Source organism: Pseudomonas sp. D1HM (assembly GCF_019266105.1).
Lineage (GTDB): Bacteria > Pseudomonadota > Gammaproteobacteria > Pseudomonadales > Pseudomonadaceae > Aquipseudomonas > Aquipseudomonas taetrolens.
The window spans coordinates 301,943-319,797 of record NZ_LRMN01000003.1 but is presented as its reverse complement, the minus strand read 5'-3'; the positions used below and the strand labels follow the sequence as shown (position 1 = coordinate 319,797).

At 57.4% G+C, this 17,855-nt stretch carries 14 protein-coding genes; 2 read left to right on the top strand and 12 right to left on the bottom strand.

The window, feature by feature from the left end; translation table 11 throughout:
• The first annotated feature begins 55 nt into the window (after positions 1 to 55).
• Positions 56 to 1,474 (top strand): DegQ family serine endoprotease, encoded by a 1,419-nt coding sequence (locus AWM69_RS04595; RefSeq protein ID WP_218726010.1) that lies wholly within the window; start codon positions 56 to 58, stop codon positions 1,472 to 1,474.
• A 73-nt stretch (positions 1,475 to 1,547) separates the two neighbouring features.
• Here the strand turns inward: AWM69_RS04595 and AWM69_RS04590 are convergent, their stop codons facing one another.
• The 12 genes from AWM69_RS04590 to arcD (AWM69_RS04535) all read right to left on the bottom strand — a co-directional run bounded on the left by AWM69_RS04590 (position 1,548) and on the right by arcD (AWM69_RS04535) (position 15,967).
• The gene (locus AWM69_RS04590; protein WP_218725869.1) at positions 1,548 to 2,036 is read right to left on the bottom strand and encodes an RDD family protein; all 489 of its coding nucleotides are present in this window, start codon (positions 2,034 to 2,036) and stop codon (positions 1,548 to 1,550) included.
• A gap of 97 nt (positions 2,037 to 2,133) precedes the next feature.
• Positions 2,134 to 2,346, bottom strand: coding sequence for a cold-shock protein (locus tag AWM69_RS04585; RefSeq protein WP_048378963.1), 213 nt, complete (start codon positions 2,344 to 2,346; stop codon positions 2,134 to 2,136).
• A gap of 378 nt (positions 2,347 to 2,724) precedes the next feature.
• Complete coding sequence (gcvT, locus tag AWM69_RS04580; RefSeq protein WP_218725868.1) at positions 2,725 to 3,849, bottom strand: glycine cleavage system aminomethyltransferase GcvT; 1,125 nt, start codon at positions 3,847 to 3,849, stop codon at positions 2,725 to 2,727.
• Positions 3,850 to 3,866: 17 nt separating this feature from the next.
• The gene (locus AWM69_RS04575) at positions 3,867 to 5,243 is read right to left on the bottom strand and encodes an L-serine ammonia-lyase (protein WP_218725867.1); all 1,377 of its coding nucleotides are present in this window, start codon (positions 5,241 to 5,243) and stop codon (positions 3,867 to 3,869) included.
• 157 nt (positions 5,244 to 5,400) lie between these two features.
• Positions 5,401 to 8,259, bottom strand: a complete 2,859-nt coding sequence (gene gcvP / locus AWM69_RS04570; RefSeq protein WP_131652690.1) for an aminomethyl-transferring glycine dehydrogenase — start codon at positions 8,257 to 8,259, stop codon at positions 5,401 to 5,403.
• A 10-nt stretch (positions 8,260 to 8,269) separates the two neighbouring features.
• Positions 8,270 to 8,653, bottom strand: a complete 384-nt coding sequence (gcvH, locus tag AWM69_RS04565) for a glycine cleavage system protein GcvH (RefSeq protein WP_218725866.1) — start codon at positions 8,651 to 8,653, stop codon at positions 8,270 to 8,272.
• Between the two features lie 290 nt (positions 8,654 to 8,943).
• Entirely contained in the window at positions 8,944 to 10,452 is a 1,509-nt protein-coding gene (locus tag AWM69_RS04560) for a sigma-54-dependent transcriptional regulator (protein ID WP_131652692.1), read from the bottom strand.
• 230 nt (positions 10,453 to 10,682) lie between these two features.
• The gene (locus AWM69_RS04555; protein ID WP_131652693.1) at positions 10,683 to 11,042 is read right to left on the bottom strand and encodes a DUF5064 family protein; all 360 of its coding nucleotides are present in this window, start codon (positions 11,040 to 11,042) and stop codon (positions 10,683 to 10,685) included.
• 55 nt (positions 11,043 to 11,097) lie between these two features.
• Positions 11,098 to 12,027 carry a carbamate kinase gene (arcC, locus tag AWM69_RS04550; protein ID WP_218725865.1) on the bottom strand — a complete coding sequence of 310 codons (930 nt, stop codon included), beginning with the start codon at positions 12,025 to 12,027 and terminating at the stop codon, positions 11,098 to 11,100.
• Between the two features lie 134 nt (positions 12,028 to 12,161).
• Entirely contained in the window at positions 12,162 to 13,172 is a 1,011-nt protein-coding gene (locus tag AWM69_RS04545; protein WP_218725864.1) for an ornithine carbamoyltransferase, read from the bottom strand.
• A 77-nt stretch (positions 13,173 to 13,249) separates the two neighbouring features.
• Entirely contained in the window at positions 13,250 to 14,506 is a 1,257-nt protein-coding gene (arcA, locus tag AWM69_RS04540) for an arginine deiminase (RefSeq protein ID WP_048378978.1), read from the bottom strand.
• A 33-nt stretch (positions 14,507 to 14,539) separates the two neighbouring features.
• The gene (gene arcD / locus AWM69_RS04535; RefSeq protein ID WP_131652696.1) at positions 14,540 to 15,967 is read right to left on the bottom strand and encodes an arginine-ornithine antiporter; all 1,428 of its coding nucleotides are present in this window, start codon (positions 15,965 to 15,967) and stop codon (positions 14,540 to 14,542) included.
• A 447-nt stretch (positions 15,968 to 16,414) separates the two neighbouring features.
• Between arcD (AWM69_RS04535) and arcD (AWM69_RS04530) the strand changes: the two genes are divergently transcribed.
• On the top strand, positions 16,415 to 17,842 hold the full coding sequence (arcD, locus tag AWM69_RS04530) for an arginine-ornithine antiporter (protein ID WP_218725863.1): 1,428 nt from the start codon (positions 16,415 to 16,417) through the stop codon (positions 17,840 to 17,842).
• The last annotated feature ends 13 nt before the right edge of the window (positions 17,843 to 17,855 follow it).

Sequence of the window (17,855 nt, the reverse complement as noted above, 5' to 3'; positions counted from 1 at the left end):
TAGCGTTGATTTTTGGACCTGCCGTTTAATTCTGCTTGCTATCAACGGGAGCTGTATATCAATGCCTCGATTGAAATCTTACTTACCCATTTTCGCGGCCGTACTGATGCTTGGGCAGGCCGTGCCGGCATTGGCCGAAGCTCAGTTACCTGATTTCACACAACTGGTCGAGCAAGCTTCGCCAGCGGTGGTGAACATCAGTACCACGCAAAAACTCCCGGATCGTAAAGTCTCCAATATGGGGCCTATGCCCGACCTGGAAGGTTTGCCACCAGGCTTGCGTGACTTTTTTGAGCGCAGCATTCCGCCAAGCCAGGGCGGGCGTCAGCGCGAAGCCCAATCCCTGGGCTCGGGCTTTATCATTTCACCGGACGGTTACATCCTCACCAACAATCACGTGGTGGCGGATGCTGATGAGATCATCGTGCGACTGTCTGACCGCAGCGAAATGAAAGCCAAGCTGATCGGTACCGATCCACGCTCCGATGTCGCATTGCTGAAAATCGAGGGCAAGAACCTGCCAGTCTTGAAGCTGGGCAAATCCCAGGACCTCAAGGCCGGTCAGTGGGTGGTTGCAATCGGTTCGCCGTTCGGCTTTGACCACACCGTAACCCAAGGCATCATCAGCGCCATCGGTCGCAGCTTGCCGAATGAAAGCTACGTACCGTTTATCCAGACCGACGTGCCAATCAATCCTGGCAACTCCGGTGGTCCGCTGTTCAACCTGGCGGGTGAAGTCGTCGGTATCAACTCGCAAATCTATACTCGCTCCGGTGGTTTCATGGGCGTGTCCTTCGCCATTCCTATCGATGTGGCGATGGATGTATCCAATCAGCTCAAAAGTGGCGGCAAGGTCAGCCGTGGCTGGTTGGGCGTCGTGATTCAAGAGGTCAACAAGGATCTGGCCGAGTCGTTCGGGCTTGAGAAACCGGCTGGCGCGCTGGTCGCTCAGGTGCTGGATGATGGCCCGGCCGCCAAAGGCGGCTTGCAAGTAGGTGATGTGATCCTGAGCATGAATGGTCAGCCGATTATCATGTCAGCTGATTTGCCACATCTTGTGGGCGCGCTAAAGGCGGGTGGCAAGGCATCTCTTGAAGTGGTTCGCGAAGGCAAACGCAAAACCCTGGATCTGACCGTTGGTGCCATCCCTGATGAAGGGAAAGAGTTTGGCTCGCCTGCGGGTGCCGATCAGAGCAGTAATCGCCTGGGTGTGGCGGTGGCCAACTTGAGCGAAGAGCAGAAGAGGGCCAACGACATCAAAGGCGGCGTGGTCATCAAGAATGTGCAGGATGGTCCGGCAGCCTTGATTGGCTTGCAGCCTGGCGATGTGATTACGCACTTGAACAACCAGGCAATCAGCGATGCCAAGCAGTTTGCTGAAATTGCCAAGGCCTTGCCGAAAAACCGCTCGGTGTCGATGCGGGTTCTGCGTCAAGGCCGTGCGAGCTTCATCACCTTCAAACTGGCCGAGTAAGGCGTACTCGACTCGTCTCTGACGGGGTTGCAAAAAAAGCCCGTATCGCGAGATACGGGCTTTTTCGTTTGGGTTATTTCTTTTGCTTGGGAATTCTTACCAACTGGCTGTTGGAGTACATGTCGTGCCAGGTGCGCTTTTGTTTATCGAAGATTGACCAGATAAAGCCCAGTCCGAAGCATAACCAGGAGGCAATGGAAACAATAAAGCGCAGCAGAGCCTGCCACAGCGTAATGGCGCTGCCATCAGCATTTTGCACGCGAACGCCCCAGACCTGCATACCCAAGGTTTGGCCCGAGTGGGTCCAGAACTTCGCAAAGAAGGCAAACAGGACGAAGAATAAAAGAGTTGAAAGCAAAGGGTCACCATCCAGTGCGCCTGACTCCGATAAAGCCCTGAGCTTGGCTTCGCCGATGAAGCTCATCATGATCAGTTTGTAGATGAAGGTGGTGACAATCAGCAAGGCCGTGCAGAGAAGGAAGTCATAGAAGATGGCTGCCAGGCGGCGCCCCAGACCAACGGCGGGGAAATCGCCTTGAGGGCTTAGAGGAAGTTTCGACATGGCAGGGGGTCTCTCGCAGGAAAAAAGCCATCTTACGGAATTGCGCTCATAAAAAAGCCTCTGATGGCACCATCAGAGGCTTTTCTGTGCGAGAAGCTTAGGCTTCGGCTTGAACTTCGTCAGCCTGCATGCCTTTTTGACCCTGAACTGCGATGAAGGTCACTTTTTGGCCTTCTTTGAGGCTTTTGAAGCCGTTGCCTTGAATGGCACGAAAGTGCACGAACAAGTCTGCACCGCTTTCTGGAGTGATGAAGCCGAAGCCTTTTTCGTCGTTAAACCACTTAACGGTACCGCTCTGACGTTGGGACATTTCTTAATTCCTTGACGCTAACAATGAATGACAGCCACTTTCACGGGAAAGAGGACTGGTGCTGGGTTGCAGGAAAGTAAGAGACGCCGAACGGGTTGTAGCAAACGTAGAGCTACTGCCCAGGTCACGATTCCAGCGACCCATGCAAACACAGTAAACAAACTCTACGAAACCGGAGTTGAAAAAACAAGCCCCGGCAATAGCCCTCCGATACCAGGTAATAAAGGGTGTTTGGAGTTTCAGGAAATGACATGAAGCGGTTCAATTATGTTCAAGTTCAGGCTGTATTTTCGCTATCGAAAGATTGCCGTCTAAACAGGGCAGTTACCGTCTACGCAAGTAGCGTAAACAGGTAACTGCCAACGTTAAGTTTGAACCTTAGCCTCTGTAATAACGGGGTGTAATAAATGGCATCTTCGAGACTTTCATCGGAACCCGTTTACCGCGCACGATGGCCCACACTTCTGAATCAATCGCGGTGAATGCAATATCCAGATAGCCCATTGCCAACGGTGCGCCCAATGTGGGGCCAAATCCGCCGCTGCACACGGAGCCAATCACCGTGCCGTTGGCATCGACGATTTCAGCGCCTTCCCGAACCGGGGTGCGCTCCTGCGGCAGCAAGCCTGCGCGTTTGCGGGAAACGCCGTTTTGCTGCTGGGCAAACAGGGTTTCGGCACCCGGGAAGCCACCTGCCCGTGGGCCGTCTGCACGACGTGCCTTGGAGACGGCCCAGAGCAGGCTGGCCTCAATCGGTGTGGTGCTGGCGTTCATGTCATGCCCATACAGGCACAGGCCGGCTTCCAGGCGCAGCGAGTCCCGTGCGCCCAGGCCGATAGCTTGTACTTGCGGGTCTGCGAGCAGATGGCGTGCCAGTGCCTCAGCCTGCTCTGCGGGGACTGAAATCTCAAAGCCGTCTTCACCGGTGTAGCCCGAGCGGCTGACATAGCAGTCCGCGCCCAGCAGTTTGACCGGGGCAAATTGCATGAAGGTCATGTTCGCCACTTCCGGGGCCAGGCGTTTCAGCACCTCAACGGCTGCCGGGCCTTGCAGGGCGAGCAGGGCGCGCTCTTCAAACAGGGGCTGGATTTCGCAATGTGCACTCAGGTGCTTGCGCAAATGAGCCAGGTCCTGATCCTTGCAAGCGGCGTTCACCACCAGAAACAGCTCATCATTGCCCAGGTTGGCGACCATCAGATCGTCAAGAATGCCAGCGTGCTCGTTGGTAAACATGGCATAGCGCTGCATGCCCACAGGCAGGTCGATGATGTCGACCGGCACCAGGGTTTCCAGTGCTCTGGCGGCATCTGCGCCGCTCAGGCGAATCTGGCCCATGTGCGACACGTCAAACAGACCGGCCTGTTCACGGGTGTGCTGGTGTTCTTTCATCACGCCCAGCGGGTACTGGACAGGCATGTCATAACCGGCGAACGGTACCATTCGGGCACCGAGTTCAAGGTGCAGGGCGTGCAGCGGGGTTTTAAGCAGTTGCTCGGTGGACATTCGTGACTCCTTAAAAATCAGCACTCAATAATATTGACGGCCAGACCACCGCGGGCGGTCTCTTTGTATTTGCTTTTCATGTCGGCGCCGGTTTGACGCATGGTGCGGATCACTTTATCGAGCGAGACAAAATGCTGGCCGTCGCCGCGCAGTGCCATGCGTACAGCGTTGATCGCCTTGACCGAGCCCATGGCATTGCGTTCGATGCACGGCACTTGTACCAGCCCGCCGATCGGGTCGCAGGTCAGGCCGAGGTTGTGCTCCATGCCAATTTCAGCGGCGTTTTCCACTTGCTGCACACTGCCACCCAGCACCTCGCACAACGCGCCTGCCGCCATGGAGCAGGCGACACCGACCTCGCCCTGACAACCGACTTCTGCCCCTGAGATAGAGGCGTTCTCTTTGTACAAGATGCCGATGGCTGCCGCGGTCAGCAGAAACCGCACCACGCCGTCTTCGTTGGCCCCGCCGATAAAGCGCATGTAGTAATGCAACACGGCGGGGATAATGCCGGCAGCCCCATTGGTGGGGGCCGTGACCACGCGCCCGCCATTGGCGTTTTCTTCATTGACCGCCAGCGCATACAGGTTGACCCAGTCGAGCACTGACAGCGCATCGCGCAAAGAGGCTTCCGGGTTTGAGCACAGTTGACGGTACAGGGCAGGGGCGCGTCGCTTGACCTTCAAACCGCCAGGCAAAATGCCTTCGTTGCGACAGCCTGCGCTGACACAGTCCTGCATGACTTGCCAGATCTGCAGCAAACCCTGGCGGGTTTCTGATTCGGGGCGCCAGGCGCTCTCGTTGGCCAGCATGACCTGGCTGATCGACAGGTTGTGGGTCACACAATGGCGCAGCAAATCTTTGGCGGTCTTGAACGGGTACTTCAGTTCGGTGCTGTCTTCAACGATACGGTCTGCACCTGCAGCGCCTTCGTCCACGACAAAGCCACCACCAACCGAGTAATACTCGCGGCTGCGGATCTGAATGCCGGCGGCATCCAGCGCACGAAAAATCATGCCGTTGGGGTGAAAGGGCAGAGGCTTGCGAATCATCGCCAGGTGCAGTTTTTCGTTGAAATCAATGGGGTGCTCGCCCAGCAGATTCAAACGCCCGCTGGCACGAATCGCGGCCAAACGGTCGGCCACGGTTTCGGTATTCACGGTATCCGGGTGTTCACCTTCAAGCCCAAGCAGCACAGCCTTGTCGCTGCCGTGACCTTTACCGGTGGCGCCGAGGGAGCCGTAGAGCTCCACTTTTATACTGGCAGTGGCCTGCAGCAAGCCATCGCGACGCAAGCCTTCAGCGAAGCGCGCAGCGGCACGCATGGGGCCGACGGTATGTGAGCTGGAAGGGCCGATGCCAATCTTGAACAGGTCGAACACGCTTAACGACATAGGGTTCTCCGGTTTCTTATAGATTTATTGGCTGAGAAGGATCGCGATCCTGTAGCCCTGCCGCAGGCTGCGTCCGGCAGCTGTCGTAAAACCTGAGTTCAGGTATCACGATCGCTTCGCAATCGGACGCAGCCTTTGGCAGCGGCTACGGGCAGGGTTATGCCTCCTGGTAGCTTTCGATGGACGGGCAGGCGCAGACCAGGTTTCGGTCACCGAATACGTTGTCGACGCGACCTACCGGTGGCCAGTATTTGCCTTCGATCAGGGAGGCAACCGGGTACACGGCTTGTTCGCGGCTGTACGGATGGGTCCATTCACCGGCGATTTCTGCAGCGGTGTGCGGGGCGTTTTTCAGCGGGTTGTCTTCTTTGTCCAGGCTGCCGTTTTCGACTTGGCGAATCTCTTCGCGGATCTGGATCATGGCCTCGCAGAAGCGATCCAGCTCTTCCCGGGATTCACTTTCGGTCGGTTCGATCATCAACGTGCCAGCTACCGGGAACGACATGGTCGGTGCATGGAAGCCGAAGTCGATCAGGCGCTTGGCCACGTCATCCACGCTGATGCCGCTGCTGTCCTTGAGCGGGCGCAGGTCGAGGATGCATTCGTGTGCAACCAGGCCGTTGCTGCCCGAGTACAGCACCGGGTAGTGCTCTTCGAGGCGGCGGGCAATGTAGTTGGCATTCAGAATTGCCAGCTGTGAAGCCCGTGTCAGGCCTTCGCCGCCCATCATGCGGATGTACATCCAGGTAATCGGCAGAATGCTCGCGCTGCCAAAAGGTGCAGCACACACGGCGCCTTCTTTGCGCGCCATCGTGCCATGACCCGGCAGGAATGGCGTGAGATGTGATTTGACGCCGATCGGGCCGACGCCCGGGCCTCCGCCACCGTGGGGAATGCAGAACGTCTTGTGCAAGTTGAGGTGCGACACGTCGCCCCCGAACTTGCCAGGAGCACACAGGCCGACCATGGCGTTCATGTTGGCGCCGTCGATATACACCTGGCCGCCGTTGTCATGAATGATGCCGCAGATCTCGCGGATGCCTTCTTCAAACACACCGTGGGTCGACGGGTAGGTGATCATCAGTGCCGCGAGGTGATCGCGGTGCTCGATGGCTTTGGCGCGCAGGTCTTCGATGTCGACGTTTCCGCGGGCATCGCATGCGGTCACCACGACGCGCATCCCGGCCATATTGGCGGTGGCCGGGTTGGTGCCGTGGGCCGAGGACGGGATCAGGCAAATGTCGCGACGTTCTTCGCCACGGCTCTGGTGGTAGGCACGAATGGCCAGCAGACCGGCATACTCACCTTGAGAACCTGCGTTCGGCTGCAGGGAGATGGCGTCATACCCGGTGGCGGCACAGAGCATGGCTTCCAGCTCGGTGGTCAGTTGCTGATAGCCCAGGCTTTGCTCGGCGGGGGCAAACGGGTGCAAGTTGCCGAACTCGGCCCAAGTGATCGGGATCATTTCGCTGGCAGCGTTCAGCTTCATGGTGCACGAGCCCAGGGGGATCATGGTGCGGTCCAGCGCCAGGTCCTTGTCCGCCAGACGACGCAGGTAACGCATCAGTTCGGTTTCGGAGTGGTAACGGTTGAAGACCGGATGGCTGAGAATCGGTGACTGACGCAACAGCGCCGCCGGCAGGGTGCCGGTGACGGTATTTGCCAGATCGTCGAAGTCAGGCAGGGCCTGGCCGTCAGCCGCGAACAGGGTCCAGAGTGCGATCACATCGGCGGGGGTGCTGGTTTCGTCCAGCGACAGCCCCAGGCGAGTGTCGTCCACCACGCGCAGATTGATGCGCCGGGCGTGTGCCTTGTCGTGCAGGGCTGGCGTTGCGCTGCCGGTGTTCAGGGTCAGGGTGTCGAAAAAGTGGCTTTGCTCGACCTTCAGCCCCAGCGTGCTCAGGCCTTTGGCCAGAATCGCAGTGAGTTGATGAACGCGGCGGGCGATGTTTGTCAGGCCTTGAGGACCGTGATACACCGCATACATGCTGGCGATGTTGGCCAGCAGCACTTGCGCGGTACAGATGTTGCTCGTGGCCTTTTCGCGGCGAATGTGTTGTTCGCGGGTTTGCATCGCCAGGCGCAGTGCAGGTTTGCCGTGACGGTCAACCGAAACCCCAACCAGACGTCCTGGCATGTCGCGCTTGAACGCGTCACGCGTGGCGAAATAGGCCGCGTGCGGACCACCGAAGCCCAATGGCACACCAAAGCGCTGGGCACTGCCGATGGCCACGTCAGCGCCAAACTCGCCCGGCGGGGTCAGCAAGGTCAGGGCCAGCAAGTCGGCTGCCACGGCAACCAGTGCGTTGGCGGCGTGGAAGCGCTCAGCCAGTTCACGGTAATCGAACACATCACCGTTGCTCGCCGGGTATTGCAGCAGGGCACCGAAGAAGGCCGAGACGTCGGTCAGCTCGCGTTCATCCGCCACCACTACTTCGATACCCAGTGGCTCGGCACGGGTGCGCAGCACGTCGAGGGTTTGCGGATGACAGTGGCTTGAGGCAAAAAAGGCGTGGCTGGTTTTGTTTTTGCTCAAACGTTTGCAAAACGTCATGGCCTCGGCCGCTGCGGTGGCTTCATCGAGCAGGGAGGCATTGGCGATCGGCAGGCCGCTGAGGTCACTGATCAAGGTCTGGAAGTTGAGCAAGGCTTCGAGGCGGCCTTGCGAAATTTCTGGCTGATACGGCGTGTAAGCCGTGTACCAGGCCGGATTTTCAAGCAGGTTGCGCAAGATTGGCGAAGGCGTGTGGCAGTTGTAATAGCCTTGGCCGATCCAGGTTTTGCACAGCTGGTTCTTGGCCGCGATGGCCTTGATCGAGGCCAGTGCGTCGGCTTCGCTTTGGCCGGCCGGCAAGTCGAGGACGCTGGTGCCCTTGATGCTTTCCGGGATCACGCTGGCGCTCAGGCCCTCAAGGGAATCAAAGCCCAGGGTGGCGAGCATGGCCTGTTCATCGGCCTGACGCGGACCAATGTGGCGCGCGATAAATTCATTGGCAGTGCTGAGATTGACGGTCATGGCAAGTTCCTCACACGTCATCTTGGGCTTTGATCAAGCGATCGTACGCGTCTTGATCCAGCAATTGACCGACCGCATCGGCATCGGCGGGCTTGAAGCGGAAGAACCAGCCTTCACCCAGTGGATCTTCGTTGACCAGTTCCGGGGAACTGTCGAGTGCCGGGTTCACTTCGAGCACCTCGCCGTCCAGTGGCATGTACACACCGCTGGCGGCCTTTACCGATTCAACTGTGGCCGCTTCTGCACCTTTGGCGTAGGACTGCAGTTCAGGCAGTTGAACGAATACCACATCACCCAGAGCGTTTTGCGCAAACGCCGTGATACCCACAGTGACGCTGCCATCAGCTTCGGCGCGCAGCCATTCGTGGTCTTCAGTAAAACGCAATTCGCTCATGGAAAATCCTCAGGCCAGACATGTCTGGTGGTCACAGTTGAATGCTCGTGCAGGGCCGAGCTCTTTGAGATATTTACTGCAAGATGACTGCCAGTTTGTGAAAAGCTAATGTTTTCAGGTGGTTAGTGAATATCCGGGCGCGACAAAACCTCAGCGCTGTAGCGAAATCGCTACAGCTGTGAGGCTGTAAAAAAAACGATGAGGATCAAAGCCTTGCGCAGTGGAGGTATGGCGGCCTTGTATCGAAATCATTCCAGTGGAATGATTTTAGTACACGCCAGCCAAAGACGTCAGGCTTTGCCGGGGATACCGTATTTGCGCAGCCGATGCGCAATTGCAGTGTGAGAGGTTTGCAAACGGCTAGCCAATTGCCGGGTAGAGGGGTAGTTGACGTAAAGCTTTTCGAGCAGCGCTTTTTCAAAGGTCTCGACGGCGTGCTCCAGGGTCTCGACTTCACTGTCGCTTTGCCGTGCCACCGAGGTCCCGGCAATGTCCAGGTCGCCAATATCGACCAGCGAGCTTTCGCAAATGGCCGCCGCACGAAAAATCACGTTCTGCAATTGGCGCACGTTACCCGGCCACCGGTTGCCCAGCAGGGCCGGGTAGGTTCCGGGGGCCAGACGGCACACGGGGCGCTGGATCTGGGTGCAAGCCTGCTGCATGAAGGTGCGCGCCAGCAGCAAAATGTCCTGGCCCCGTTCTCGCAGAGGGGGCACTTCGATATTGAGCACGTTCAGGCGATAGAACAGGTCTTCGCGAAAGGTGCCTTCATTGACCATTTTTTCGAGGTTGCGGTGGGTCGCGCTGAGGATCCGGACATTGACCTTGACCTCGCGTTCGCCCCCGACTCTGCGGAAGCTGCCATCGTTTAAAAAACGCAGCAGCTTGGCTTGCAGATAAGGTGACATTTCAGCGATTTCGTCGAGGAAAACCGTCCCGTTGTTGGCCAGTTCCATCAATCCCGGTTTGCCGCCGCGTTGAGCACCGGTAAAAGCACCGGGGGCGTATCCGAACAGCTCGCTTTCAGCCAGGTTTTCGGGGAGTGCCGCGCAGTTCAGGGCCAGAAAAGGCGCACCGAAACGCTCACTGATGGCATGGCAGGCGCGGGCCACAAGTTCTTTACCGGTACCGGTTTCGCCCTGGATCAGCAGCGGAGCGTCAAGGGTCGCGACGCGCTGTGCCCGGGCCTTGAGCGTGCGAATGGCAGGCGAGTCGCCCAGCAGGGCATCAAAGCCTTCAGCGTGATCGTGGTGCAGCGCCGCCAGTCGTTCGCCGATGCGGCTCGGTTGATACAGGGTGAGCAGGGCCCCCGCGTCGGTGATGGGCGTCGCGTCGAGCATCAACGGATGCCCGTTGAGCGTGACTTCGCGCAATGGCAGGCGAAAACCGTTCTCGAGCAACACATCAAGCAAGCCTGGATCGGCAAACAGCTCGCCGATGCTCTTGCCTGTCGGTTCGCGGCCATATAACGCCACAAGTGCCGGGTTGGCCAGCAGTACATGCCCGTCGCTGTCCAGCGCCAGTACGGGGTCCGTCATGGCAGCGAGCAGCGCATCAAGTTGCAGATGGCGACGCTGGCCGGGAAGGATGTCGACCACCATGACCGACTGTACGCCCTTGACCCTGAACAGCGCTTCGCGCAGTTCGTCGAGCACTTGCGGGCTCAGCGTCGGGGCATCGATGTAAACGTTGGGTGGCACCATTTCCACCGCATCCAGGTTGAGATTACGCCCGCCAAGCAATGCCAGGACTTCCTGGGTGATGCCGACTCGGTCGATAAAGCTGACATGGATACGCATGGTAAAAACGAACACTTCAGGACTGGAGGTGGCCAGTATGCCTTGGCCTTGGGGAATGGTGAAATGCGCAAGTCCCCGTGGCCTCCCCAAGAGGGGGCGGACATCGCCTCGTTCCACTCGACAACTGCGACGGACATCCTGAGGCCGCGGCCCAAAAACATTGAAGGCTCTTCGGTCCTTTTTGCAGCCTGTGGCAGCGGCTACATGCGCTGGAGCCGCGCGCAGCGATCCTATTCGAGATGTTCGGGCTTTATCGGGTCGCCGGGCTTGTGGTTGAGCTGGGCCAGAACGTCGCTGAACATTTTGTCGTAATAGCCATGCATCGCGCGGATGTCAGCGGTTTTGGGGATGCCGTACTTCACGGCAATCTGGAATGCATCATGGGCAAAGTTGTAGGCCATATCCTTGGGCAAGGTAAAGGACTCCTTGAAGTCCGTGTTGTTGATCTTGCCGTGCATGTCGAATTGCATCGACTTGCCTTCCTTGGGATCTTGAACGACCTGGTAATCGATTTTGATGTCATACCCAAAGTCACCCGGCTGCAGGGGTTCTCGGTGGATATGCAAGTGCCCGGGTTCGAACGAGGCCATAGGGGTACTCCTTGAGCTGGGGATAAAGGGCAGACCGCCAGGTCTGCCCCAGGGTTCAATAGTAGGTGATTCCGGATTTTTCAGTGCTGACACGGGTTCCTGCGGTGCCCTGAACAATCGCTTCAATATCCGACAGTGCGCCGATCACGGCGGTCTTGCCGGTCTTGCGGGCAAACTCGCAGGCCGCCTCGACCTTTGGGCCCATTGAACCCGAGGCGAACCCGAGTTTTTCCAGTTCATCCGGGTGGGCCTGGGCGATGCCTTTTTGCGTTGGCTTGCCCCAGTCGATAAACGCGGCGTTGACGTCTGTGGCGATGACCAGCAGGTCGCTTCCCAGTTGCTGAGCCAACAGGGAGGAGGCCAGATCCTTGTCGATGACCGCTTCGATGCCCTGCAGTTTGCCATCTTCACCGTACATGGTCGGAATGCCGCCGCCGCCCGCGCAGATCACGATGGTGCCTTTTTCCAGCAGCCATTTGATCGGGCGGATTTCAAAGATGCGCTTCGGTTTCGGGCTGGCGACCACGCGGCGGAACTTGTCGCCATCGGGTGCAATGCTCCAGCCTTTTTCCGCCGCCAGGCGTTTGGCTTCCGCTTCACTGTAGACCGGACCAATCGGCTTGGTCGGGTTCTGGAAGGCCGGGTCTTTCGGGTCGACCTCAACCTGGGTCAGCAAGGTGGCGAAAGGTGCTTCCTGAGGCAGCAGGTTGCCCAGTTCTTGCTCGATCATGTAGCCGATCATGCCTTCGGTTTCGGCGCCGAGCACATCCAGCGGGTAGGGGCTGACATCGGTGTAGGCCGCGGCTTGCAAGGAGAGCAGGCCAACCTGGGGCCCATTGCCGTGGGCAACTACCAGCTCATTGCCCGGGGCAATTCGAGCAATTTGTGCGGTGGCGGTGCGGATGTTTTCGCGCTGATTCTCTGCGGTCATGGGTTGACCGCGACGCAAGAGGGCGTTACCGCCCAGTGCAACGACGATACGCATAGAAAATGTCCTTATAGGGGGTGGCGAGCGACTCAAATCCTGTAAGAGGTGAGCTTGCTCGCCATGCCGGCAACGCGCTTTGAGCAACAAGCCGCATCGCTTGCATCGCAAACAAGCTCGCCCTTCAAAGGGCTTTAGATATCAGCCAGTGCCGACACCAGGATTGCCTTGATGGTGTGCATGCGGTTTTCAGCCTGCTCGAAGGCGATGTTGGCAGGAGACTCGAACACCTCTTCAGTCACTTCAATACCGTTTTTCAGGTTGGTGTGGTGCTCCGCCACATCTTTGCCGACTTTGGTTTCACAGTTATGGAACGCGGGCAGGCAGTGCATGAATTTCACACGAGGGTTTTCGGCCGCTTTCATCATGTCGGTGTTGACCTGATAAGGCAGCAGCAGTTTGATGCGCTCGTTCCAGGCTTCTACCGGTTCACCCATCGAAACCCAGACGTCGGTGTGGATGAAATCCACGCCTTTGACCGCCGCTTTCGGGTCTTCGGTCAGGGTGATTTTGGCGCCGCTTTCCTTGGCGAATTCCTGGCACTGTTTAACAAACGACTCTTCAGGCCAGAGGCTTTTCGGTGCCCCGATACGCACATCCATACCCAGTTTGGCGCCGATCATCAGCAACGAGTTGCCCATGTTGTTGCGGGCATCGCCCAGGTACGCGTAGCTGATGTTATGCAGGGGCTTGTCGCTGTGTTCGCGCATGGTCAGCACGTCGGCGATCATTTGGGTCGGGTGGAACTCGGCGGTGAGGCCGTTAAAGACGGGCACCCCAGCGTACTTGGCCAGCTCTTCCACGATTTCCTGAGCAAAGCCACGGTATTCGATGGCATCGAACATGCGCCCCAGAACCCGGGCGGTGTCCTTCATGCTTTCCTTGTGGCCGATTTGCGAAGAGACCGGATCAATGTACGTCACATGTGCGCCCTGGTCGTGGGCCGCCACTTCGAATGCGCAACGGGTGCGGGTCGAGGTTTTTTCGAAGATCAGCGCAATGTTTTTACCTTGCAGGTGTGGACGCTCGGTGCCGGTGTACTTGGCGCGTTTGAGGTCGCGAGACAAATCCAGAAGGTAGTGCAGCTCACGTGGAGTGTGGTGCATCAGGCTGAGCAAGTGACGGTTGTGCAGATTAAACGCCATGGTGATCTCCTTGGTTTCTGTTAACCGGCCTGCGTTGGCCCTTCGTGGGGGCCAGCGCAAGCAATCAAATGTAAGAATTAATAGTCGATCGGGTCGCGGATGATCGGGCAGGTCATGCAGTGACCGCCGCCACGGCCGCGCCCCAGCTCAGAGGCGCTGATGGTGATAACTTCAACGCCTGCCTTGCGCAGCAGAGTGTTGGTGTACGTGTTGCGGTCGTAACCGATGACGACGCCTGGCTCCAGCGCTACCACGTTGTTGCCGTCGTCCCATTGCTCGCGTTCGGCGGCGAAAGCGTTACCGCCGGTTTCGACGACGCGCAGGGCTTTGAGGCCCAGAGCCCCGGCCACGACTTCAAGGAAGCTGCCTTCTTCACGGCGCACATCAATGCCGCCGGCCTTGCTTTCGTCCGGGTACAACGAAAACGCGACGATCTGCTGCACAACCTCAGGGAAAATCGTTACCAGATCGCGGTCGCAGAAGCTGAATACGGTGTCCAGGTGCATAGCGGCACGGGACTTGGGCATACCGGCAACGATGACGCGTTCAACCGCTTTGTTCTTGAACAGGTTCTGTGCCAATTGGCCGATGGCCTGACGTGATGTGCGCTCGCCCATACCGATCAGAACCACGCCTTTGCCGATGGGCATGACGTCGCCGCCTTCAAGGCTGGCGTTGCCGTGTTCGAGGGTCGGGTCGCCGTACCAGATCTGGAAGTCCGCGTTGGTGAACTGCGGGTGGAACTTGTAGATCGCAGTGGTCAGCAAGGTTTCCTGACGACGCGCTGGCCAGTACATAGGGTTCAGCGTCACGCCACCGTAGATCCAGCACGTGGTGTCACGGGTGAACTGAGTGTTGGGCAGCGGTGGCAGGATAAAGCTGGTGTGGCCGAGGAAGTCACGGAACATCTGGATGGTCTTGCCACCGAAGCTGTCGGGCAGGTCATCCGCGGACACACCGCCGATCAGGTATTCGGCCGCCTGACGTGGCTCTAGGCTTTTGATCCAGGACTTGACTTCATTTACCAGCCCCACACCCACCTGATTCGGAGTGACTTTGTGCTCCAGAATCCAGTCCAGGGCTTCGGGTATCGCCACGATGTCGGTCAGCAGATTGTGCATTTCCAGGACATCGATGCCGCGATCGCGCATCTTGGTGACGAAATCGAAATGGTCGCGCTTGGCCTGATTGACCCACAACACGTCATCAAACAACAACTCATCACAGTTGTTCGGGGTCAGGCGCTGGTGCGCCAGACCTGGAGAGCACACCATAACCTTGTGCAGCTTGCCGGCTTCGGAATGCACGCCGAACTTCACTTTTTCCGTGGTCATTACAGTCATCCTCCAAAGTACATAAACAGGTTGTTACAGAGTCAGGAAGCCGTCGTAGAGGCCATAGGCCGCTACCAGGGCGCCGATCACTACAGCAGCAAAGATCACTTTTTCAATGCTGGTAAACACTTGCTGGCCGCTTTCGCGCTTGGCCTTGGCGAACAGAATGGCGCCAGGGGCATACAACAGTGCTGAGAGCAGCAGGTACTTCAGGCCACCGGCATAGATCAGCCAGATGGCGTAGATCAGGGCAATGGAGCCGATGATCAGGTCTTTCTTGCGTTCTGCCAGGGCGTTTTCGTAAGTCTCACCGCGTACCGCCAACAGGAAGCCATAGGCCGCTGACCAGAGGTAAGGCACCAGGATCATCGAGGTTGCCAGGTAGATCAGCGACAGGTACGTGCTGGCCGAGAACAGGGTGATGATCAGGAACAACTGGACCATGGCATTGGTCAGCCACAGGGCGTTGACCGGTACATGGTTGGCGTTTTCCTTTTTCAGAAAGGCCGGCATGGTGTGGTCTTTAGCGGCCGAGAACATGATCTCGGCGCACAGCAGCACCCACGACAACAGGGCGCCCAGCAGAGAGATGATCAAGCCGACGCTGATCAACACCGCCCCCCAGTGCCCCACCACATGTTCAAGCACGGCGGCCATCGAAGGGTTCTGCAGTTTGGCCAGTTCAGGCTGAGTCATGATGCCCAGCGACAGTACGTTCACCAGGACCAGCAACAGCAGCACGGTGATAAAGCCGATGACGGTGGCCTTGCCGACGTCGGAGCGTTTTTCGGCACGGGAGGAGAAAATGCTCGCACCTTCGATACCGATAAACACCCAGACGGTCACCAGCATCATGTTGCGCACCTGGTCCATCACACTGCCCAGATCAGGGTTTTTCAGGCCCCAGATGTCGCTGGTGAAGATGTCCAGCCTGAAGGCGAAGAAGGCGATCAGAATGAACAGAATCAGCGGCACCACTTTGGCAATGGTGGTCACCAGGTTGATAAAGGCGGCTTCCTTGATCCCGCGCAGTACCAGGAAATGCACGGCCCAAAGCAATATCGAAGCACCAATGATCGCGGCCGGGGTGTTGCCTTCGCCGAAGATCGGGAAGAAATAGCCCAGGGTGCTAAACAGCAGCACAAAGTAGCCGACGTTCCCCAACCAGGCGCTGATCCAGTAGCCCCAGGCAGATGAGAAGCCCATGTAATCGCCAAAGCCGGCCTTGGCATAAGCGTATACACCGCCATCCAGATCAGGCTTGCGATTGGCCAGGGTCTGGAACACAAAGGCCAGGGTCAGCATGCCGACCGCTGTAATTGCCCAGCCAATCAGGACAGCACCCACATCGGCGCTGGCGGCCATGTTTTGAGGCAGTGAAAAAATCCCGCCGCCAATCATTGAGCCGACTACCAGAGCAACCAATGCACCCAGTCGTAGTTTTCCAGGAGTATCAGACATTTGTAGTGACTCCAACCCAGGAGAAGTAAGGTCTAAAGATTAGTCCGTTAATGTTTTTAACCAGTTGACATAAGTCAGGGTATTACTACATTCCATTGTCAGAAGAGCGGAAGGTCGCGATCGCGCATTATTTTGACGCGTCTTGAAAAGCTTGCTCCATCAGCACTTTCAAGTAATACCGCGGTGTGAACTGCAATGTCGTGAGGGATGACGCTAGCCAGTATTCGCAGATATGCAAATATCATTTTCGTATTTCAGCGGCCTGTCGAATAAATAAAACTGACATCTACATGTGTATTGTTTTTTAGGTTTCAATAGAAAAGATGGCTATTAAAATGGCATGCCTTATTGCGGCGAGGGTATAAACGAATGACCTGTTTATTTATTTAGCGCTTTGAACACCGGTCATCTGATAACGATGAGTAATTAATAAACCAAGAGGTGGCGATGGCTCAGCAGGCACAAAAACTTAGGCTTAGCGCCCTGATCGCCCTAGTGGTCGGCTCCATGATTGGTGGCGGGATTTTTTCGTTGCCGCAAAATATTGCTGAGCACGCGGCGGGTGGCGCCGTATTGATTGGTTGGGCGATCACGGCCGTGGGGATGCTTGCACTGGCCTTTGTGTTCCAGACCCTGGCCAATCGCAAACCGGCGCTGGATTCAGGTGTTTATGCTTATGCGAAAGCCGGCTTTGGCGATTACATGGGCTTCTCTTCTGCCTGGGGCTACTGGATCAGTGCCTGGCTGGGGAACGTCGGCTACTTTGTGCTGCTGTTCAGCACCCTGGGCTATTTCATTCCAGTGTTTGGGCAAGGCAATACACCGATCGCCATCGGCTGCGCCTCGTTATTGCTGTGGTCGGTGCACTTCCTGGTACTGCGCGGGATCAAGGAAGCCGCCTTTATCAATCTGGTGACCACCGTCGCCAAAATCATCCCCATCGTGATGTTTATCGTGCTGGCCGCCGTGGCGTTCAAGGCCGATATTTTTACCCGTGATCTATGGGGCATGGCCACCCCGGATCTGGGCAGCGTGCTGGATCAGGTGCGCAACATGATGCTGGTCACGGTGTTTGTATTTATCGGGATTGAAGGTGCCAGCGTGTATTCGGGGAGAGCTGAAAAGCGCTCGGATGTGGGCAAGGCCACGGTCATCGGTTTTCTGGGGGTGCTGGCCTTGTTGGTGCTGGTCAACGTGCTGTCCTTGGGGATCATGAGTCAGCCGGAGCTTGCGAAATTGCAGAACCCGTCCATGGCCGGGGTGCTCAAGCACGTGGTAGGAGAGTGGGGGGCTATCCTGATCAGTATCGGTCTGGCGATTTCATTGTTGGGCGCATTGCTGTCATGGGCTTTGTTGTGCGCCGAAATTCTGTTTGCCACGGCCAGGGACAAAACCATGCCGGCGTTCCTCAAAAAGGAAAACGCCAATCATGTACCGGTCAATGCCCTATGGCTGACCAACGTCATGATCCAGATTTTCCTGATGATCACCCTGTTTTCTGCAGGCACTTACACCAGCCTGATCTACCTGGCCTCGTCGATGATTCTGGTGCCTTACCTGTGGTCTGCGGCCTACGCGTTGCTGTTGTGCCTGAGGGGCGAGACTTACACGCACGCCCGTCGCCAACGACTCAAGGATCTGCTGATCGCAGCCATCGCGCTGATCTACGCAATGTGGTTGCTGTATGCCGCTGGGCCCAAGTACCTGCTGTTGTCGGCACTGCTCTATGCGCCGGGTGTTTTCCTTTTTGCCAAGGCCAAGCGTGAGGAGAATCAGCCGTTGTTCAAACCATTGGAGAAAGTGATCTTCGCAGCGGTGGTGATCGCGGCGATTTCAGCGGCCTATGGGCTTTATAGCGGTACGCTGACCTTGTAAGAACAATGCGGGA

What these genes read in the sequence shown, in the direction of transcription:
- AWM69_RS04555 (WP_131652693.1), bottom strand. Translation starts at nt 11,042, where the DNA reads ATGGCCTCGTTCGAACCCGGGCACTTGCATATCCACCGAGAACCCCTG.
- AWM69_RS04560 (WP_131652692.1), bottom strand. Translation starts at nt 10,452, where the DNA reads ATGCGTATCCATGTCAGCTTTATCGACCGAGTCGGCATCACCCAGGAA.
- AWM69_RS04575 (WP_218725867.1), bottom strand. Translation starts at nt 5,243, where the DNA reads ATGTCGTTAAGCGTGTTCGACCTGTTCAAGATTGGCATCGGCCCTTCC.
- arcD (WP_131652696.1), bottom strand. Translation starts at nt 15,967, where the DNA reads ATGTCTGATACTCCTGGAAAACTACGACTGGGTGCATTGGTTGCTCTG.
- arcC (WP_218725865.1), bottom strand. Translation starts at nt 12,027, where the DNA reads ATGCGTATCGTCGTTGCACTGGGCGGTAACGCCCTCTTGCGTCGCGGT.
- AWM69_RS04585 (WP_048378963.1), bottom strand. Translation starts at nt 2,346, where the DNA reads ATGTCCCAACGTCAGAGCGGTACCGTTAAGTGGTTTAACGACGAAAAA.
- AWM69_RS04545 (WP_218725864.1), bottom strand. Translation starts at nt 13,172, where the DNA reads ATGGCGTTTAATCTGCACAACCGTCACTTGCTCAGCCTGATGCACCAC.
- arcA (WP_048378978.1), bottom strand. Translation starts at nt 14,506, where the DNA reads ATGACCACGGAAAAAGTGAAGTTCGGCGTGCATTCCGAAGCCGGCAAG.
- gcvT (WP_218725868.1), bottom strand. Translation starts at nt 3,849, where the DNA reads ATGTCCACCGAGCAACTGCTTAAAACCCCGCTGCACGCCCTGCACCTT.
- AWM69_RS04590 (WP_218725869.1), bottom strand. Translation starts at nt 2,036, where the DNA reads ATGTCGAAACTTCCTCTAAGCCCTCAAGGCGATTTCCCCGCCGTTGGT.
- gcvH (WP_218725866.1), bottom strand. Translation starts at nt 8,653, where the DNA reads ATGAGCGAATTGCGTTTTACTGAAGACCACGAATGGCTGCGCGCCGAA.
- gcvP (WP_131652690.1), bottom strand. Translation starts at nt 8,259, where the DNA reads ATGACCGTCAATCTCAGCACTGCCAATGAATTTATCGCGCGCCACATT.
- arcD (WP_218725863.1), top strand. Translation starts at nt 16,415, where the DNA reads ATGGCTCAGCAGGCACAAAAACTTAGGCTTAGCGCCCTGATCGCCCTA.